Origin of the sequence: Streptomyces sp. NBC_01716, assembly GCF_036248275.1 — a bacterium.
Taxonomy (GTDB): Bacteria; Actinomycetota; Actinomycetes; order Streptomycetales; family Streptomycetaceae; genus Streptomyces.
In genome coordinates, this window is sequence record NZ_CP109181.1 from 7516656 (window position 1) to 7534635 (window position 17980).

Below are 17980 nucleotides of genomic sequence, written 5' to 3' on the forward strand. Positions count from 1 at the left end.
TCGTACCCGCATTCGAGACCCTAGCGGGACGGGAAGGGGGTTGAGGCGCGATTGGTCAACTGGAGGCAACTGTGCAGACGGAGGCGGGCCGCGTGGCCGATTCCCTTCCCCAAGAAGGCCTGTCGCGCAGGATGCTGCGGTCCGAGGTACTGATCGTCCTGGCGCTCTCGCTGGGGGCGAGCGGAGTCTCCGCGCTGATCAGCTTTGTCGGGTCGGTCACCAGGCCCGGCGGACTGAGCGATCAGGCGGCCACGCTCAACGGTTCGCAGGCACCGGGGCGGCCCTGGCTGGATCTCGCCTGGCAATTGTTCGGCATCGCCAGCTCACTGGTGCCGGTGGTACTGGTGGCTCATCTGTTGCTCCGAGAGGGCAGCGGACTGCGCGACATGGGGTTCGACCGGCGCCGGCCGTGGTTCGATCTCGGCCGCGGCGCGCTGGTCGCCGCGGGCATCGGCAGCGCGGGCCTCGCCTTCTACATCGGCTCGCGCGCCGCCGGGTTCAACCTCACCGTCGTACCGGAGTCGCTGCCCGACGTGTGGTGGAAGTTCCCGGTACTGATCCTGTCCGCGGTGCAGAACTCCGTGCTCGAAGAGGTCATCGTCGTGGGGTATCTCCTGCGCAGACTCGGGCAGTTGGGGTGGACACCGATGGCCGCCCTGGTGGCCAGTTCGGTGCTGCGCGGGTCGTACCACCTGTACCAGGGCATCGGCGGCTTCATCGGGAACATGGTGATGGGCGTGGTGTTCGTCCTGGCCTACCGCCGCTGGGGCCGGGTCGGGCCGCTCGTGGTGGCCCACGCGCTGCTCGACATCGTGGCGTTCGTCGGATACGCGCTGCTCGCCGGGCATGTGAGCTGGCTGCCGACCCCGTAACGGACCGGTGGGGGCGGTGCGGCGGTCAAGGGGCCGTGAGGAGTTCACCGTCGATGACGGTGACCGCGTGGCCCGTGAGCAGGGTCCGCTCGCCGCGCAGTGACGTGGCGACGAGGCCGGTACGGGCCGAGCCCTGGAGGCCGGTCAGTTCGGTGCGGCCGAGCCGCGCCGACCAGAACGGGGCGAGCGCGGTGTGCGCGCTGCCCGTGACCGGGTCCTCGTCGATGCCGACGCCGGGGAAGAAGCCGCGCGACACGAAGTCGTAGCCGCTGTCCGGGTCCTCGGCCGCCGCGGTGACGACGATGCCGCGCCGCGAGAGGGCCGCGAGCGACCGGAGGTCCGGGGTCAGCTCCCGTACGGTCCGCTCGTCGGCCAGTTCCACCAGCAGATCCCCGATGTGCTCCGCGGTGTCGTGCACCGAGACCGGCACGGCGCCCAGGGCCGCCCCGACGCCGTCCGGCGGCGCGAGCGGGGTCAGCGACGACGTCGGGAAGTCGAGCGTCAGGGCGCCGTCCCCGTGCGCCGTCGCCGCGAGGATGCCGCAGCGCGCCGTGAAGCGGATCGGGCCGGTCGCGCGGCCGTCGGTGCGCAGGACATGGGCGGTGGCGAGTGTGGCGTGCCCGCACATGTCGACCTCGGTCGCCGGGGTGAACCAGCGCAGCGCCCAGTCCGCCTCGCCGCCGGGCGGCAGGGGATGGGCGAAGGCCGTCTCCGAGAGGTTCACCTCCGTCGCGATCCGCTGGAGCCAGGTGTCGTCGGGGAACGGGCCGGACTCCAGGATCAGCACCCCCGCGGGGTTGCCGGCGAAGGGGCGGTCGGTGAAGGCGTCGACGATTCGGATTCGCATGCCCCGACCGTAGGAGAGAGCCGAAGTCGCAGGCCAAGGCCAATTCCGTGCCGCCGGCCCTGGAGGCCGGGGCGGTCGCACACGACGGTTGTTGCGAAACGAACTGTTCCGATATATCGTTGAGGCATCGCGATAGATTCGCGACCGATCATCGATGGAAGGAGCGTAGTGATGCGTTCACATGGACACGAGCAGGAACACGGACATGGGCAGTGCGGGCCCGGCCATCGAGGCCGGGGCGAGTCCGCGGGACGGCGCGGGGCCTTCGGGCCGTTCGGGCCGAACTTCGGACCGCCGTTCGGCGGGCCCTTCGGAGGCGGCGGCCGAGGCCGCGGCGGAGGCAGGGGCAGGGCACGGCGCGGCGATGTGCGCGCGTCGATCCTGGCGCTGCTGAAGGACCGGCCGATGCACGGCTACGAGATGATCCAGGAGATCGGCGAGCGCAGCGGAGGCGCCTGGCGCCCCAGCCCCGGTTCCGTCTACCCGACCCTCCAGCTCCTGGAGGACGAAGGCCTCATCGAGAGCCGGAGTGAAGGCGGCAAGAACCTCTTCACCCTGACCGAGGCCGGCCGCACCGAGGCCGAGTCCGGGCCCGAAGCGCCCTGGGAAGAGGCCGGGCGCGGTGTCGACTGGGAGACGATGAACGAGATCCGGCAGGCCGGCTTCGGCCTGATGGAAGCGTTCGGCCAGGTCTGGAAGACCGGCTCCCCCGACCAGCGGCAGAAGGCACTCGCCGTCATCAACGACGCCCGCAAGAAGCTCTATCTGATCCTCGCCGACGAGGACTGAGCGACGAGGAACGGAGGGCGGAGGCCGGGTATCCCGTAATGAATCCGGCCGGCGGCCCGCGGGCCCCGTGACGATCACCGAGATCGTCACGGGGCCCTTTCTCATGCCCGGGGCACCGGCATGAGCTGCCAGAACTCCGCCGAGTCGAAACGGTCGCTCGCACGGGGGTGCGGGCCCTCGTCATGGCAGTGGAACGCGGCCCAGAAGACATCACCGCGCAGGGCGTCGGCGGGCGCGTACACGCGGTACACGTACTGCTGTCCGTCCGCGGCGAGCAGGGCGACCATCCAGCACATCGGATCAGCTCCCGACTGTCGTCGCGGCATCGTTGCCGTTGGCCAGAGAAGACGATCCGTCCGGTGCGGCGGTTGCGTGGGAGGCGTGAGGCAAGGCGGCGCGCGCCCCGGGCGTGTGTCGGCGCACGATCTCATTCGTAAGGAGGAGAGGTCGCACTCCCGTCCCCACCTTCGGTGGGATGCTCGAATGCTCCCCGGCGGGGATGTTTTCCCGGCCGGCCGGCTGATGAGGTGGGAGAGTGCAGAGCCCTACCCCGTGGTTGCCCGAACAGTCCGATTCGACCGTTGTCTCCGCCGTATCGATCCGCGCGGACATCGACGCCGGACTCTCCGCCGAACTCGCGGCCGTCGTGTCGGGAGCCCGCAGGAGGGCGCACCGCGACGGCGACCGGCACATCGACACCGCCCACCTCCTCCACTCGCTCCTCGAATCGGATTCCGACGTGCGCGCGGCGTTCGACGGCGGGCCGCAGGTCGCCCGCGTCCTCGGCTATCTCGTCCAGCGGAGCATCGGCTACGGGCTGCGCTGGCAGGGTGCGGTGGAGGACTCGGGGGCGGTCCCCGTCGTGTCGACACCCGCGGTCGCCGGCTGGTCGCCGTCGGCCGTCACCGTCATGGAGAGCGCCGTCGAACGCGCCCGGCGGCGCGGTGAGCGGCGGGCGGGCGGTCCCGATCTGCTCACCGCGCTCGCGTCCGACCCCGCCTCTCGCGCGGTCGAGGTGCTGGAGCGGGCCGGAGTGGACGCGCGAGCGCTCACCAGCCGTATCGCCGACGCGTCCTACGGAGTGTGACCGCTCGGACGGTCGAGAGTCACGGCCTGTCTCGACAGGCGTGAAAACACCGAAGCTCCTGACGCCGACTGACATGATGTGTCCATGCACGCGTCTCAGGGGAGAAGCGTCGGCCTGGGGCTCGCGCTCCTGTCGGCCTTCGCGTTCGGTGGATCAGGTGTCGCGGCCAAGCCGCTGATCGAGGCGGGGCTCGATCCGCTCCATGTGGTCTGGCTCCGGGTCGCCGGAGCCGCGCTCGTGATGCTGCCCCTCGCCTGGCGTCACCGCGATCTGGTCCGCCGCAAGCCCGCGTTGCTCGCGGGCTACGGCATGTTCGCCGTCGCCGGTGTGCAGGCCTTCTACTTCGCCTCGCTCTCCCGGATCCCCGTCGGCGTCGCGCTGCTCGTCGAGTATCTGGCGCCGGCGCTGGTGCTGCTCTGGGTGCGCTTCGTCCGGCGCACGCCCGTCACCCGCGCCGCTGCCGTCGGTGTCGTTTTGGCCGTGGGCGGGCTCGCCTGCGTCGTGGAGGTATGGGCCGGGCTCTCCTTCGAAGTGCTCGGGCTGCTGCTCGCGCTCGGCGCCGCCTGCTGCCAGGTCGGCTACTTCCTCCTCTCCGACCAGGGCGGCGACCCGGCGGCGGACCCGGCCGACGCCGTCGACCCGCTGGGTGTCATCGCGTACGGGCTGCTCATCGGCACGGTCGTCCTCACCGTCATCGCCCGGCCCTGGGGCATGGACTGGTCGCTGCTGTCCGGCAGCGCCGACATGGACGGGACGTCGGTCGCGGCGCCGCTGCTGCTCGGGTGGATCGTGCTCGTGGCGACCGTGCTGGCCTACGGCACCGGCGTGATCAGCGTACGAAGGCTCTCGCCGCAGGTGGCGGGGGTCGTCGCCTGTCTGGAGGCGGTCATCGCGACCGTGCTGGCGTGGGTCCTGCTGGGCGAGCATCTCTCGGCGCCGCAGATCCTGGGCGGTCTGGTCGTGCTCGTCGGTGCGTTCATCGCTCAGACGTCGACGCCGTCGGCGCGGGCCGGGGGAGGGGGCGCGGGCCCCGGCGTGGTCGCCGAAGCGCCCGAAGTGTCCGAAGTGGTCGGCGAGGGGGACGGGTTGTCCGCCGGCCGGGCCGCGACGTAGGCTGCCGAGCATGCCGCAGACCGTACTTCCGCCTCCCGCCGCCTGAGCGCGGGCGGCCATCCGTTGACGTAGACCGGGCTCGGGCAGTCCCCGAGCGGTTCGTCGCTGCCCGCGAGACGGAGTGAGCGACCACCAACCCGTTACGTACACGGAGAAGTCACGTGTTCATTTCCGCATCGTCCGCTGCCACCGGCCTGTCCGTCGGCCGCAGCCTGTTCTATCTCGTCGTCGCCGGGGTCGCCTGGGGGACCGCGGGTGCCGCAGCCTCCCTCGTCTACCGCATCAGCGACATCGGTCCGCTCTCGCTCTCCTTCTGGCGCTGCGTCGGCGGGCTCGTGCTGCTGCTCGGCGCGCTGGCAATGCGCCGCAGGCGCGTCGCGACGGCTCTTCCGCCGGAGACCGGGACGGGGGACGCGACCGCGACCGAGCCGCGCCGCCGCCGGCTGATCCGGATCCTCGGTACGGGCATCGGCCTCGCGGTCTTCCAGAGCGCGTACTTCGCCGCGGTCGAGGAGACGGGACTCGCCGTCGGCACCGTGGTCACCCTCGGTGCCGGACCCGTGCTCATCGCGCTCGGCGCGCGGCTGACCATGGGCGAACGGCTCGGCGGCAGCGGGCTGCTCGCCGTCGTCGGCGCTCTCGCCGGCCTGGCCGTGCTGGTGCTCGGCGGTGACGGGGCGACGGTCCGTCCCGTGGGGATCGCGTACGCCCTGCTGGCGGCGGCCGGTTACGCCGCGATCACCCTGCTCACCCGCAAGCTCGGCCGCGACGGCGGCAAGCCCGACGCGCTCGCCACCACCGCCTGGGCCTTCGCCGTCGCGGCGCTGTGCGTCCTGCCGATCGCGGCGGGCGAAGGGCTGCTGCCGCACACGAGCGAACCGGCCCAGGTGCTCTGGCTGTTGCTGTACGTCGCCGCCGTACCCACCGCTCTCGCGTACGCCCTGTACTTCGCGGGCGCGGCGGTCGTACGCGCCGCGACGGTCTCCGTGATCATGCTGCTGGAGCCGGTGAGCGCGGCGGTCATCGCGGTCGTTCTGCTGGACGAACAGCTCACCGTCGCCACGGTGGTGGGGACGCTGTTGCTGCTCGCCGCCGTCGTGGGACTCGCCGCCGCCGAGGCACGCCTCGCGTCGGACCGGCGGAAGGCGGTCGTTCCGGCGTGACTCCGGCGCGCGGTGTGCGCCGGGTTCAGAGCACGGAGAGGTAGTCGGGCAGGCCGACGGCCGGGTCCAGGTCGTCGGCCGGGACGGGTGCGCCGTATCCCCGTACGACGGGCACCACACCGGTCCAGTGGGGGAGCGACACGTCCTCGGGCTCGTCGTTCGGGCCGCCGGTGCGGACCTTGGCGGAGACCTCGGCGAGATCGAGGCGCAGTACGGCGGTGGCCGCCAGCTCCTTCGCGTTGGCGGGCCGTGAGTCGTAGGAGCGGCCGGGCACCACGTGGTCGACCACGGCGTCGAGCGCGGCGCGCCGTTCGTCGAGGTCGGTCACCTGGTACGCGGTGCCGTGCACCACGACGGAGCGGTAGTTGATCGAGTGGTGGAAGGCCGAACGCGCCAGCACCAGACCGTCGACGTGGGTGACCGTCAGACACACCGCGAGCCCCGGGTCCGCCCTGTCGCCCGCCATCCGCAGGGGCCGGGAGCCGGTCGACCCGTGGACGTACAGCCGTTCGCCGACCCGGGCGTAGAGGGTGGGGAGGACCACGGGCGCTCCGTCGCGGACGAATCCGAGATGGCAGAGGTAGGTCTCGTCGAGTATCCCGTGGACCAGTTCGCGGTCGTACGAGGCGCGGTCGGCGGACCGGGTGGGGACGGTGCGGTCGGTGGGGCGGTAGGCGTCGGCGGGGGAGGCGGGTGGCTTCGGCATTGCGTTCTCCTATGTACTAGTGCATAATCTTCTTTGTGCTAGGAGAGTATCGGATCGAAGGGCGGCGCGCCGCCGAGATCGCCGCGAGCGTGGAGCGGGGGATCGGCGCGGGAGACCTGGCGCCCGGCCAACCGCTGCCTCCCCTGCGGGAGTTGGCGCTGGAGCTGGGGGTCAACCCGAATACGGTGGCCGCGGCGTATCGCACGCTGCGCGACCGGGGAGTCATCGAGACGGCGGGCCGCAGGGGCAGCCGGGTGCGGGCGCGGCCGTCGAGCACGGCGCGCGGCTCGATCCGGGTCGACGTGCCCGCCGGCGTACGGGAGGTGTCGGACGGCAACCCGGATCCCGCCCTGCTGCCGCCGCTGCGTGACGCGTTCGTGGCGGCGGCGCGGGACCAGGCGGAGCGGCCGGGGCGCTACGGGGACGCGGCCGTCCTCCCCGAACTCGCCCGGCTCGCCCGTGCCGGACTGGACGAGGACGGTGTGCCCGACGGGCCGGTCGCGGTCACCTCGGGCTCGCTCGACGCGATCGAGCGGGTCCTTGCCGCGCATCTGCGGCCGGGGGACGCCGTCGCCGTCGAGGACCCGGGCTGGGGCAGCCTGCTCGACCTCGTACCGGCCCTGGGGCTCCGGCCCCTTCCGATGGCGCTGGACGACGACGGTCCGCTGCCCGGCGAGCTGGAGCGGGCGCTGCGTGCCGGGGCACGGGCGGTCGTCGTCACCGACCGGGCGCAGAATCCGACGGGGGCCGTGGTGGGCGCGGCGCGGGCCCAGGAGCTGCGTGCCGTACTGGCGGCGCACCCCCGCGTACTCCTCATCGAGGACGACCACGGGCACCGGATCGTCGATGTGCCGCTCCATCCGCTGGCCGGGGTCACGGACAGCTGGGCGCTCGTCCGCTCGACGGCGAAGGCGTACGGCCCCGATCTCCGGCTCGCCGTGCTGACCGGGGACGCCGTCACCGTCGACCGGGTGACGGGCCGTCAGCGGCTCGGGCCCGGCTGGGTGAGCAGGCTGCTGCAACGGGCGGTCGTGGAGCTGTGGACGACGGACGCGGTCGACGCCGGTACGGTCGCGCGCGCGTACGGCGGGCGGCGGGACGCCCTGGTGCGGGCGCTCGCGGAGCGGGGGGTCGAGGCGTACGGGCGGAGCGGGATGAACGTGTGGGTGCCGGTGGCCGAGGAGACCGGTGCGGTGGCGCGGCTGCTGCACGCGGGCTGGGCGGTCGCGCCCGGGGCGCGCTTCCGGCTGGCCGCGGGGCCCGGCGTACGGCTGACGGTGTCGGGCCTGACGGGGGAGGACATCGAGGCGGTCGCGGACGCGGTGGCCGGCGCGGCGGGGGCCGCGCCGGCGCGGAGCTACGGCTGATCGGCGGGGACCGGGGCTTTGGCCGCGGGTGCGGGTGCGGGTGCTGGTGCCGGTACGGGCGTCGGCTCAGGCGTCGGCTCACGCTTCGGGAGGGACTTTCGCGCGGTGCGCGAGCCGCCGCCCCTGTGCTGGGTCAGCGCGGCGCCGACGAGCACGATGACCGCGCCGACCGGCGTGTTCCAGTGCAGCGGCTCGTCGAGGACCGCCACACCGGCCGCGGTCGCGATGACGGGGACGAAGTACGTGACCATCTGACCGGTCGTCGGGCCGACTTCGGCGACCAGACCGTACTGGATCAGCAGGGCGAGGCCCGTTCCCAGACTGCCGAGCGCGACCACCGCGAGCAGGGGCACCACCCGGAAGGACGTCGGCAGATCGGTGAACAGCGGAGTGACCACGGCCAGTTGGAGGGTCGCCATGAACAACTGGGCGCCGATGAGCGAGAGATGCGAGCTGCTGTTGCCCGCCAGCGTGCGGCGTACGTAGACCCAGCCGACGGCGTAGCTGAGCGAGGCCAGCAGCGCCATGGCCGTACCGGTGAAGTCCAGCCCGGAGAAACCCTGCCAGGCGCCGAGCACGGTCAGTACGCCGATGAAGCCGATGCCCAGGCCGCCGACCCGGCGCCGGGTGGGGCGGTCCTCGGAGAGGGCCACGAGCGACAGCAGCATGCCCCACAGCGGTGAGGTGGCGTTGCAGATGCCCGCCAGGGTCGACGGGATGGTCAGCTCGGCGTACGAGAAGAGCGAGAAGGGCACGGCGTTGAGGATGAACGCGGCGACGGTGAGATGGCCCCACGTGCGCAGCCCCCGGGGCAGCCGCTCGCGCCGTACCGCGATCGCGACGGCCAGGACCGCCGTACCGAAGAACAGTCTGCCGAACGTCACCTGGAACGGCGCGTAGCCGTCCGTGCCCACCTTGATGAGCAGAAAGCTGAAGCCCCAGATCAGCGACAGCACACCGAACCGGATACGCCAGTCGATCGCGTTGCGGCGGGCCGGGGCGGCCGGGGCGGCCGGGGCAGTCGGGGCGGTGGAGGTGGCCGGGCTGGTCGGGGCGGATCGGGTAGGCCCGCCGCCGGGCGGGGTCGCTGCGCTCATACGCCAACGATGAGGGCCGCGACCTCTTAGAACAAGCGAGAATATCTCGACCCGTTTGCGTAGTATCGCTTACATGTTGAATCTGGAGAGGCTGCGGATCCTCGACGCGCTCGCCCGCCATGGCTCCGTGAGCGGCGCCGCCGACGGTCTCCATGTGACCACCTCGGCCGTCTCCCAGCAGATGGCCAAGCTGGAGCGGGAGGTCGGCCAGCAGTTGCTGACCAGGCACGGGCGCGGCGTACGCCTCACGGACGCGGGACGGCTGCTCGCCGACCACGCCGCGCGGATCATCTCCCAGGTGGAGCTCGCCCAGTCGGACGTCGAGGCGCGGCGGGGCGAGGTGGTCGGCGAGGTGCGGCTCTCGGCGTTCCCCACGGCGGCCCGTGGTCTCTTCCCCGTCGCGCTCGCCTCGCTGCGCAAGGCGCACCCCGATCTGCGGGTGCGCTCGCTGGAGTTGGAGCCGGACGGCGCGATCCGCCAGGTCCTGCGGGGGGATCTCGATCTCGCCGTCGTCCTGGACTGGAACAACAAGCGGCTGTCGGTGCCCGGAGGGCTGGCGATGGCCTCCCTGCTGGAGGACGCGGCCGATGTGGCGATGCCGGCCGGTCATCCCCTGGCGGACCGGCGCGAGGTCGAACTGGAAGAGTTCGCCGACGAGTCGTGGGTGTCCTGGCCGTCAGGTGAGTTCTGCCACGAGTGGCTGGTGTTCACGCTGCGCTCGAAGGGGATCGAGCCGCGCATCGAGCACATGGCCGGTGAGCAGCACACCCAACTGGAGCTGGTCGGCGCCGGTTTGGGGGTCTGCGTCGCCCCGCGGCTGGGGCGCGGGCAGCTGCCCGACGGTGTGGTGGCCGTCCCCGTACGGCAGAAGATGTTCCGGCACGTCTACGCGGTGTGGCGCGCCGACGCCGACCGCCGCCCTTCGATCAGGGCGGCGGTCGAGGCGCTGGACGAAGCGGCGCGGGCGGTGAGGGCCGTGGAGACGACGGACGGCGAACGGTGACCGCCCTGACCGGCCCTCTCCCTCAGGCGAGGGTGATCGAGTCCCCCTCGACGGTGATCGACGCGGCGCCCAGCGGCTTGCTCGCGGGGCCCTTCTTCACACTGCCGTCCGCCGCGTCGAACTGACTGCCGTGGCAGGGGCAGGTGATGGTGCCGTTGGAGATGTCGCCCACCGTGCATCCGGAGTGGGTGCACGCCGCGGAGAACGCCTTGAACTCACCGGCCGTCGGCTGTGTGACCACGACGCCCTTGTCCTCGAAGACCTTGCCGCCGCCCTCCGGGATGTCGGCGGTCTTGGCGAGTACCTCTCCACCGCCTGCCGCCCCGTTGGCGCCGTCGCCCGCCGGCGTCTGCGCGACGGCATCCGACGAGTCGTCGTCCGATCCGCAGGCGACGAGTGCCGCACCGAGGCCGACGGCGCCCGCAGCCGCCACGACCGTACGGCGTGCCACCGTCCGGCCCGTGGCCGTCCGCGCGGGGCCTTGCGTTCCCGTCATGTCTGCTCCCTGTCCGTGCCCGGCTCCGGCGGCCGGTTCTCAAGGGGGTACGCACCGGTGCGGCGCGGTGTTCAAGCCCCGGACGACTTTCTCAAGGTTTCAAGGACTCCCGGGGGAATCCACGCCGAGCCCCGTGATCCCGGCGACGACCGGCAAATGATCGCTGCCGGTCGCGGGCAGGGTGCGGATATGGGCGACCGTCGCCGAGCGGGTCATGACCTGGTCGATCCTGGCCAGCGGGAACGCGGTGGGGAAGCTGAGGGCGAAGCCCCGTTCGGCCACCTTCATCCGTGAGGTCAGCGGGGCCAGCCCGCGGTCCTCCACCGTGCCGTTGAGGTCGCCGAGCAGGATCACCCGCTCCACCCTCTCGGCGGCCAGCGCCCTGCCCAGCAGGCCGGCGCTCTCGTCGCGGGAGGACGACGCGAGACCGCCCGCCCCGAAGCGGACCGACGGCAGGTGGGCGACGTACACCGCGATCTCGCCCTGCGGCGTGCCGACCACGGTCCGCAGTCCGCGCTTCCACCCCTCCGGGATTCCCCGGGGCTTGATGTCCAGCAGCCGGGTGCCGGTCAGCGGATGCTTCGACCAGAGCCCGACGGTGCCCCGGACCGCGTGGTACGGGTAGTCCGGCGCGAGCGTCTTCTCGTACGCCGTCAGCGCCGGGGGCACCAGCTCTTCCAGCGCGATGAGGTCCGGCCCGGCATCTGCCAGGGCGCGCGCCGTGCCCGCCGGGTCGGTGTTCGTGTCACTGACGTTGTGCTGCACCACGACCAGGTCGTACGCGTCGGCCGCCGCGCCGGCGGGCAGGAGCAGCCCGCCGAAGAGATACGTCCAGGCCGCCACCGGCAGCAGCAGGGCCACCAGCGCCACGACCGAACGGCGCAGCAACGCCAGGACGAGCACCACCACGACCGGCAGGCCCAGCCACGGCAGGAACGCTTCCAGCGAACTGCCGAGGCGGCCCGGGGAGTTGGGTACGGCCCGGTGGAACGCCAGCAGCCCGGCCGTCAGCGCCGCGAGCGCGGCGAGCACCCGCCCCCGGCGCCAGGCCGACCGGTCCCGGGCCCAGGCGACCCGTTCCCGGAGCCGGGCCGGCCGGCCCCCGGCCTGGACCGACCGCCCCCGCGCCGCCGCCGACGTCGTCGCGTCGTCCCGCACCTGCTCCACCATGGCTTCCCATCCCCTTGACCGTGCTCATCAAGACGAATGATCAGGTGGATCAGTTTCAGGTCCTGTCGGCTGCCGCCGTCTCCGCTCCCCGCGCGGAGAGGACAGGGGCGGGGGGAGTCCAGCGGCGGTTGCGCGGGACCTCGGAGGACAGGCCGTAGTCCTTCTTGAGCTGCTCCGGGATGGCGTAGTGCATGACGCGGCCACGCGTCAGGGAGGACAGTTCGAGCACGGTGGTGAGATGGCCGACGCGGTCCAGGGCCCAGGCCCCGAGCGGTGAGTGGTCCTCGACGGTCTCCAGCAGATTCAGCACCACGGGCACGGCCTTGACGAGGGTGTCCCAGCGGGTGCGCGGCACCTCCAGCCAGTCGGCGCTCGTGTCCCCGATCAGATGGCGGATGAGCGCGGACACGACGGGGTCGAGAAGGGTGCCGGGCACCACTTCCTCGTACAGGTCGATCAACTGCCGTGTGAGATCGGCTCCTTCAGGGCTCGGGCCCATGTGCCGGGTCATGTAGAGGTCCGAGAACCGGCGCGCCTCGTCCAGGTCGGCGGGTGCGTGCTCCTGGTCGATGCCGAGCATGGCGCCCACCACGCGCCAGGCGTAGAAGTACGACTCCGCCCCGTCCACGCTCATATGGATATTGAGGCGATGGAGAGCGTCCAGGACCTGGATCGAGAACATCATCTGCCCGCCGATCATGTCCTCCTGGCAGATCGGTGTCCCCAGACGAGCCACGTCCCAGCGCCCCTCGCGCGCGAGATGGTGGCGGATGGACGCGTGCAGGAGCCGGACCTTCTGGGCGGCGGGGATGAAGCGGCTGCCCGCCTCGAAGGCGTTGGGCTGCATGAGATAGACGGTGAACTGCCCCGTCTCGGCCATCCGCTTGGAGGGGTACTTGAGCGAGTGGGTCGCGAGAAGCAGCTTCGCGATGTGCGGGACGACGTAACAGGCGGGCATGGAGGCGAAGGACAGCGCGGTGGAGATGTGCACGTTGTTGTCGATGAAGAACAGCCGCGCCTTCTCCATCTCGTCCCAGTCCACCCAGGCCGGCGGCCCGGAGGTCTGGTGCAGATACTCACGGGCCACTTCCGGGAGCCCGTCGGGGAGTTCCTGCCCGACGGTGGAGACGTACCGCATCAGGGAGTTGAACTTGCCCACCTCGCCGCGCTCGAAGAGCGTCGCGACGGTGGCGTCGGCCAGCTCGTCGCCCGCCAGGCGCAGGGAGTCGAGGGAGTGTTCGGTGGAGGCCACGGACGAACCTTTCGAGAAGTGGGGGGGGTGGGAACCGGCGGCGGTCGGTGGTCAGTCCGGCCGGCTGGTGGCCGCGGTGGCCAGTTCGGTCAGGGACCGGTAAGCGGTCCGCGGCAGCCCGGCGCCGCCCAGCGCGCCCACGGCGGCCCCGACCCTTTCGCTGATCATGTCCTCGACGCGGTCGCGCGCGCCCGTGCGCTCCACGACCGCGCGTACGCGTCCCAACTGATCGGCGGTGAGCGTACGGCGACCGAGAAGGCTCCTCAGCTCGCGCCGCTCGGCGGGTGTGGCCGCCTGTTTGGTGAGGGCGATGAGAGCGGTGGGGCGGGCGGCGGAGACGTCGTCGGTGTTCGACTTGCCCGTGGTCGCGGGGTCGCCGAACAGGCCGATGAGATCGTCCCGCAGCTGGAAGGCCTCACCCAGCGGGAGGCCGTAGTCGGTGAACACCTCCCGCAGGGCGGGATCGGCGCCGGCGACCGCGGCACCGATGTGCAGCGGATGCTCGACGGTGTACTTGGCCGTCTTGTAACGGATCACCTTCAGTGATCGCCGCACGTCGGACTCGCCCTCGGTGTGCAGGAGTTCCAGCGCCTCCCCGGCGATCAACTCGCGTGCCAGCACCGCCCACAGACCACGGGCCTGGGCCAGATAGGCCGCGGGCAGCCCGCAGCCGGTGAACATCTGGCCGGCCCACGACATCAGCAGGTCTCCGGCCAGCATCGCCAGCGACCTGGCCCGCTCCCTGCCGCGCGGTCCGTCCGTGAACGCGTCGCGCAGGGACACCTGGGCGGTCGGCCGCCCGTGCCGCAGAGTGCTGTCGTCGATGATGTCGTCGTGGACCACGGCGGCGGCGTGGACGAGTTCCATGCTCGCCGCCGCTCGTACCATCGCGTCGCTGTCCGGCTGTCCCGCCGAGCGCCAGCCCCAGTAGCAGAAGGCCGAGCGCAGGCGTTTGCCGCGGGCGGTCGCCGCCGTCAGGACGTCGGCGAGGGGCGCCAGTTGGGGGTCGAGCGCGAGGAGAGACTCGGTCTCCCGCGCCACGAACCGTGTCAGTTCCCGGTCGACGCGGGACTTGAGCGCCGGCTGTCCGGAGGGCTCAGGCACCGGTGCCGCCGGCGGCGGCCCGGAGCTGTGCGTGACGGGCGAGGACTTCCATGTGCGCCTCGCGCCGGGTGCCGAAGAGGCCGTCCGAGAAGCCGCCGGGGAGGCCGGAGCCCGTGCCCGTTCCGCCCGCGCCGAGGCGGTCGACGGCCAGCCGGCCGCGTGCCTGGAGGTCCCGCCGGCCCTGCGCCGCGAGCGAGCCGACGTCCGAGCGGCCCACCAGAGCGTGTACGGCCTTCAGCGCGGAACCGCAGGTGCTGAGCGCCAGATCCGCCAGACCGGCGAGCAGGAGGACCGGATCGCCGCCGCTGTCGCCTTCTTCACGGCCGTCCTCCTGACGGACCTCATGGACGTCTTTCGGTGCGCGCACGGTCCCCACCCCTCTGCCCGTGGCAGGTCACGTGCGTGCCCGCCCCTGACAGCAGAGTGCCTGGCGGCCGGCGCCGGTACGCGCCGGATACCCCATCAAGTGATCACCCGTTCAGGTGTACGGCAGGCCGGTGCCGCCCAGCCCGATACCGCCGGTGTCAGCCCACGTACGGGTCGGGTACGTCGCCGGGGCGGGCGAGGAAGGCGAAGTCGCACCCCGTGTCGGCCTGGGTGATCTGGTCCTCGTAGAGGGCGCCGTAGCCGCGCGGGTAACGGGCGGGCGGCGGGCTCCAGTCGGCGCGGCGGCGCGTCAACTCCTCGTCGTCCACATGGAGATGGAGGCTGCGCGCCCCGACGTCGAGGGTGATGAGGTCACCGGTACGGACGAGGGCGAGCGGCCCGCCGACGTACGACTCGGGCGCGATGTGCAGCACGCACGCGCCGTAACTCGTGCCGCTCATACGGGCGTCGGAGAGCCGGACCATGTCCCGTACGCCTTGCTTCAGCAGATAGTCGGGGAGGGGGAGCATGCCGTACTCGGGCATACCGGGGCCGCCCCTGGGACCGGCGTTGCGCAGGACCAGCACATGGTCCGCGGTGAGGGCGAGTGCCGGGTCGTTGATGGTGCGCTGCAGTTCGCGGTAGTCGTCGAAGACGACGGCGGGCCCGGTGTGGCGGAGCAGCCGGGGCTCGGCGGCTATGTGCTTGATGACGGCGCCGTCCGGGCAGAGGTTGCCGTGCAGCACGGCGACCCCGCCTTCGCCGGCGAGGGGGTTGTCGCGTGCGCGGATGACGTCGTCGTTGTGCACCAGCGCGCCGGCGAGCTGTTCGCGCAGGGTGTCGTGCGCGACGGTGGGGCGATCCAGATGCAGTACGTCGGTGAGCCGGGACAGGAAGCCCGGCAGCCCGCCGGCGAAGTGGAAGTCCTCCATCAAGTACCGGCCCCCGGGACGGAGGTTGGCGAGTACGGGCACGGTGCGGGCGACGCGGTCGAAGTCGTCGAGGGTGAGGGAGATACCGGAGCGGCCGGCCATCGCGATCAGATGGATGACGGCGTTGGTGGAGCCGCCGAGCGCGAGGACCGTGGCGACGGCGTCCTCGTACGCGGCGGGGGTGAGGATCTTCGAGAGCCGCAGGTCCCGCCTGACGAGGTCCACGGCGCGCCGTCCGGACTCGGCCGCCATCCGTTCGTGGCCGGAGTCGACGGCCGGGATCGAGGAGGCTCCCGGGACGGTGACTCCCAGCGCCTCGGCGGCGGCGGTCAGGGTCGACGCGGTGCCCATGGTCATGCAGTGGCCGGGGGAGCGGGCGAGACCGCTCTCCAGTTCGGCCAGCTCGCTGTCGCCGATGAGTCCGGCGCGCCTGTCGTCCCAGTACTTCCACATGTCGGTGCCGGATCCGAGGACTTCGTCGCGCCAGTGTCCTGGGAGCATCGGCCCGGCCGGTACGAACAGGGCCGGCAGGTCCACGGACGCGGCGCCCATCAGCAGCGCCGGTGTCGTCTTGTCGCAGCCGCCCATCAGGACGGCGCCGTCGACGGGGTAGGAGCGGAGCAGTTCCTCGGTCTCCATCGCCAGCATGTTGCGGTAGAGCATGGGCGTCGGCTTCTGGAACGTCTCGGAGAGCGTCGACACCGGGAATTCCAGCGGGAATCCGCCCGCCTGCCAGACGCCGCGCTTGACGGCCTGGGCGCGTTCGCGCAGATGGACATGGCAGGGGTTGATGTCGGACCAGGTGTTGAGGATCGCGATGACCGGCTTGCCGAGGTGCTCCTCGGGGAGGTAGCCGAGCTGGCGGGTGCGGGCGCGGTGGCTGAAGGAGCGCAGGCCGGAGGAGATGCCGCTGCCGTACCACTGGTGGCTGCGCAGGTCCTCGGGGGCGAGGGGGGCGTCGTTCTCGCGGGCCGTCATGCGGGCCAGCCGGCGATGAGGCCGGCGACCTCCGCGCGTACCGGCTCCGGCAGTACGTGGCTCGGCGGACGTACGTCGCGCCGGCAGAGCCCCAGCGCGGCCAGTGCTTCCTTGACGACCGTCACGTTGTCGGCGGACTGCCGCGCCGCGCGCAGTTCCTCGAAGGGCCGGATTCTCTCGAAGACCTTCATGGCGGAGCCGTAGTTCCCGGCGCGCAGGGCCGCCAGCATCCCCAGCGAGAGCGCGGGCGCGACATTGACGAGGCCCGAGGTGAAGCCGGTGGCGCCGCCCGCGAAGTACGAGGGCGCGTACATCTCGGCGAGGCCCGCCACCCAGACGAAGCGCTCCAGGCCCGCGTCACGCGCGAAGGCGGCGAAGCGGGCGGCGTCCGGTACGGCGTACTTCACGCCGATGACGTTGGGGCACAACTCGCCCAGTTCGGCGAGGGTTTCACCCCGTACCCGTGGATCGCGGACGTACGGGACGACTCCCAGCTCCGGCACGGCTTCGGCGATGGAGCGGTGGTAGTCGATCCAGCCTTCCTGGGAGACGTACGGATGCACCGGCTGATGGACCATCACCATCGCGGCACCGGCCCGGCGGGCGTGCTCCGCCGCGGCCACGGCGGTCGGCACCTCAAGTCCGACGCCGGCCAGGACCGAAGCCCGGCCGGCTGCATCCTCGACGGTCAGCTCGGTGACGGTCCGGCGCTCGCCGGGAGTGAGGGCGTAGTACTCACCGGTGTTGCCGTTGGGGGTGAGCGTGCGTACGCCGCCGTCGATCAGCCTCCTCAGGAGGGCGCGGTGGGCCTTGGTGTCGAGGGTGCCGTCGGCGGTGAACGGTGTGACGGGGATCGCCACGACGTCGGCGAGCGCGTCGCGCGCCGCGTCGGGACCCGGGTCGGTCATAGGTGGTCTCCCTCGGGGAACGCCCTCCGTACGAAGGACGCGATGTGGTCGTGCAGGGCGCGCGCGGCCCCGGCGCCGTCGCCGGCCCGCGCGAGACGCAGGATCTCCCGGTGCTCGCCGGCCTCCCGCTCCCAGGACGGCTGGGCGGCCCAGGCGACGGTGGACACGAGAGCGGCCTGGTCACGTACCTCGTCGAGCATCCGGACCAACAGCGGGTTGCCGCACGAGACATACAGCTCACGGTGGAACTCCCGGTTGGCGAGGGACCGTTCGGCCCGGTCCACCGCCGCGTCGGCCCTGACCAGGGCGTCCCGGGCGCCATCCAGCGGGACGTGCCGGGCGAGCGAGCGCCGCAGCGCCTCCGGCTCCAGCAACAGCCGTACGTCGTAGACCTCATGGGCCATGGCCGCGTCCACGGCACGCACGGTGACACCCTTGAACTGGCTCATCACGACGAGCCCGGTACCGGCGAGTGTCTTGAGCGCCTCACGCACCGGAGTCTTCGACACCCCGAACCGGGCGGCGAGTTCGGTCTCGACGAGGGCCTGACCGGGGGACAGGTCACCGGTGAGGATGCCGCGTTTGACCGCTTCCAGAACGAACTGGGTGCGGGAGGGAATCGGACTCGGAGCGAAGGCCATGGGCGCTGCTCTCACCTCTCGCGTCTCATATACGACGTATGAAGTACGACGCGATGAAGTTAGGACGGCTCTGACGCTTCGTCAATGGC

General features: G+C 72.0%; 19 protein-coding genes. 7 read left to right on the forward strand and 12 right to left on the reverse strand.

Translation table 11 applies throughout. The features are described 5' to 3' along the window. Nucleotides 1-92 precede the first annotated feature (92 nt). Nucleotides 93-872 carry a CPBP family intramembrane glutamic endopeptidase gene (locus OIE74_RS33545; protein WP_329390432.1) on the forward strand — a complete coding sequence of 260 codons (780 nt, stop codon included), beginning with the start codon at nt 93-95 and terminating at the stop codon, nt 870-872. 25 nt (nt 873-897) lie between these two features. Here the strand turns inward: OIE74_RS33545 and OIE74_RS33550 are convergent, their stop codons facing one another. Continuing rightward, nucleotides 898-1719, reverse strand: coding sequence for a PhzF family phenazine biosynthesis protein (locus OIE74_RS33550; protein ID WP_329390434.1), 822 nt, complete (start codon nt 1717-1719; stop codon nt 898-900). Between the two features lie 171 nt (nt 1720-1890). On the opposite strand from OIE74_RS33550, the gene OIE74_RS33555 reads away from it, so the two are divergent. Then, on the forward strand, nt 1891-2508 hold the full coding sequence (locus OIE74_RS33555) for a PadR family transcriptional regulator (protein WP_329390436.1): 618 nt from the start codon (nt 1891-1893) through the stop codon (nt 2506-2508). 101 nt (nt 2509-2609) lie between these two features. Here OIE74_RS33555 and OIE74_RS33560 read toward each other — a convergent pair whose 3' ends face one another. Further along, nucleotides 2610-2804 (reverse strand): hypothetical protein, encoded by a 195-nt coding sequence (locus OIE74_RS33560; protein ID WP_329390438.1) that lies wholly within the window; start codon nt 2802-2804, stop codon nt 2610-2612. Nucleotides 2805-3043: 239 nt separating this feature from the next. On the opposite strand from OIE74_RS33560, the gene OIE74_RS33565 reads away from it, so the two are divergent. The 3 genes from OIE74_RS33565 to OIE74_RS33575 all read left to right on the forward strand — a co-directional run bounded on the left by OIE74_RS33565 (nt 3044) and on the right by OIE74_RS33575 (nt 5871). Beyond that, complete coding sequence (locus OIE74_RS33565) at nt 3044-3595, forward strand: Clp protease N-terminal domain-containing protein (RefSeq protein ID WP_443076307.1); 552 nt, start codon at nt 3044-3046, stop codon at nt 3593-3595. An 84-nt stretch (nt 3596-3679) separates the two neighbouring features. After that, the gene (locus tag OIE74_RS33570) at nt 3680-4708 is read left to right on the forward strand and encodes an EamA family transporter (RefSeq protein WP_329390440.1); all 1029 of its coding nucleotides are present in this window, start codon (nt 3680-3682) and stop codon (nt 4706-4708) included. A 167-nt stretch (nt 4709-4875) separates the two neighbouring features. Continuing rightward, nucleotides 4876-5871 carry a DMT family transporter gene (locus OIE74_RS33575; protein WP_329392532.1) on the forward strand — a complete coding sequence of 332 codons (996 nt, stop codon included), beginning with the start codon at nt 4876-4878 and terminating at the stop codon, nt 5869-5871. 25 nt (nt 5872-5896) lie between these two features. Here OIE74_RS33575 and OIE74_RS33580 read toward each other — a convergent pair whose 3' ends face one another. Then, nucleotides 5897-6577 carry a pyridoxamine 5'-phosphate oxidase family protein gene (locus OIE74_RS33580; RefSeq protein WP_329390442.1) on the reverse strand — a complete coding sequence of 227 codons (681 nt, stop codon included), beginning with the start codon at nt 6575-6577 and terminating at the stop codon, nt 5897-5899. A gap of 35 nt (nt 6578-6612) precedes the next feature. On the opposite strand from OIE74_RS33580, the gene OIE74_RS33585 reads away from it, so the two are divergent. After that, a complete protein-coding gene (locus tag OIE74_RS33585) occupies nt 6613-7944 on the forward strand; it encodes an aminotransferase class I/II-fold pyridoxal phosphate-dependent enzyme (protein WP_329390444.1) in 1332 nt (443 codons plus the stop codon). Here the strand turns inward: OIE74_RS33585 and OIE74_RS33590 are convergent. Next, a complete protein-coding gene (locus OIE74_RS33590; protein WP_329390446.1) occupies nt 7935-9041 on the reverse strand; it encodes a DMT family transporter in 1107 nt (368 codons plus the stop codon). The two genes, OIE74_RS33585 and OIE74_RS33590, sit on opposite strands and share 10 nt — an antisense overlap. A 73-nt stretch (nt 9042-9114) precedes the next feature. On the opposite strand from OIE74_RS33590, the gene OIE74_RS33595 reads away from it, so the two are divergent. Then, nucleotides 9115-10044 carry a LysR family transcriptional regulator gene (locus OIE74_RS33595; RefSeq protein ID WP_329390448.1) on the forward strand — a complete coding sequence of 310 codons (930 nt, stop codon included), beginning with the start codon at nt 9115-9117 and terminating at the stop codon, nt 10042-10044. A 22-nt stretch (nt 10045-10066) separates the two neighbouring features. Here the strand turns inward: OIE74_RS33595 and OIE74_RS33600 are convergent, their stop codons facing one another. The 8 genes from OIE74_RS33600 to OIE74_RS33635 form a co-directional block, all read right to left on the reverse strand. Next, on the reverse strand, nt 10067-10540 hold the full coding sequence (locus tag OIE74_RS33600) for a Rieske (2Fe-2S) protein (RefSeq protein WP_329390450.1): 474 nt from the start codon (nt 10538-10540) through the stop codon (nt 10067-10069). A gap of 99 nt (nt 10541-10639) precedes the next feature. Beyond that, complete coding sequence (locus OIE74_RS33605) at nt 10640-11572, reverse strand: endonuclease/exonuclease/phosphatase family protein (protein ID WP_329392533.1); 933 nt, start codon at nt 11570-11572, stop codon at nt 10640-10642. Nucleotides 11573-11765: 193 nt separating this feature from the next. After that, complete coding sequence (locus OIE74_RS33610) at nt 11766-12962, reverse strand: oxygenase MpaB family protein (protein WP_329390452.1); 1197 nt, start codon at nt 12960-12962, stop codon at nt 11766-11768. Nucleotides 12963-13013: 51 nt separating this feature from the next. After that, nucleotides 13014-14066: a polyprenyl synthetase family protein gene (locus OIE74_RS33615; RefSeq protein WP_329390454.1), complete on the reverse strand. Its 1053-nt coding sequence runs from the start codon at nt 14064-14066 to the stop codon at nt 13014-13016. Next, complete coding sequence (locus tag OIE74_RS33620; RefSeq protein WP_329390456.1) at nt 14059-14433, reverse strand: hypothetical protein; 375 nt, start codon at nt 14431-14433, stop codon at nt 14059-14061. Before OIE74_RS33620 ends, OIE74_RS33615 begins: the two co-directional genes overlap by 8 nt. A gap of 157 nt (nt 14434-14590) precedes the next feature. After that, nucleotides 14591-16342, reverse strand: coding sequence for an L-arabinonate dehydratase (gene araD, locus OIE74_RS33625; protein ID WP_329390458.1), 1752 nt, complete (start codon nt 16340-16342; stop codon nt 14591-14593). Continuing rightward, nucleotides 16339-17250: a dihydrodipicolinate synthase family protein gene (locus OIE74_RS33630; RefSeq protein WP_329390460.1), complete on the reverse strand. Its 912-nt coding sequence runs from the start codon at nt 17248-17250 to the stop codon at nt 16339-16341. Before OIE74_RS33630 ends, araD begins: the two co-directional genes overlap by 4 nt. After that, nucleotides 17247-17891 (reverse strand): GntR family transcriptional regulator, encoded by a 645-nt coding sequence (locus OIE74_RS33635; protein WP_329390462.1) that lies wholly within the window; start codon nt 17889-17891, stop codon nt 17247-17249. The genes OIE74_RS33630 and OIE74_RS33635 overlap by 4 nt, the downstream gene beginning before the upstream one ends. Nucleotides 17892-17980 lie beyond the last annotated feature (89 nt).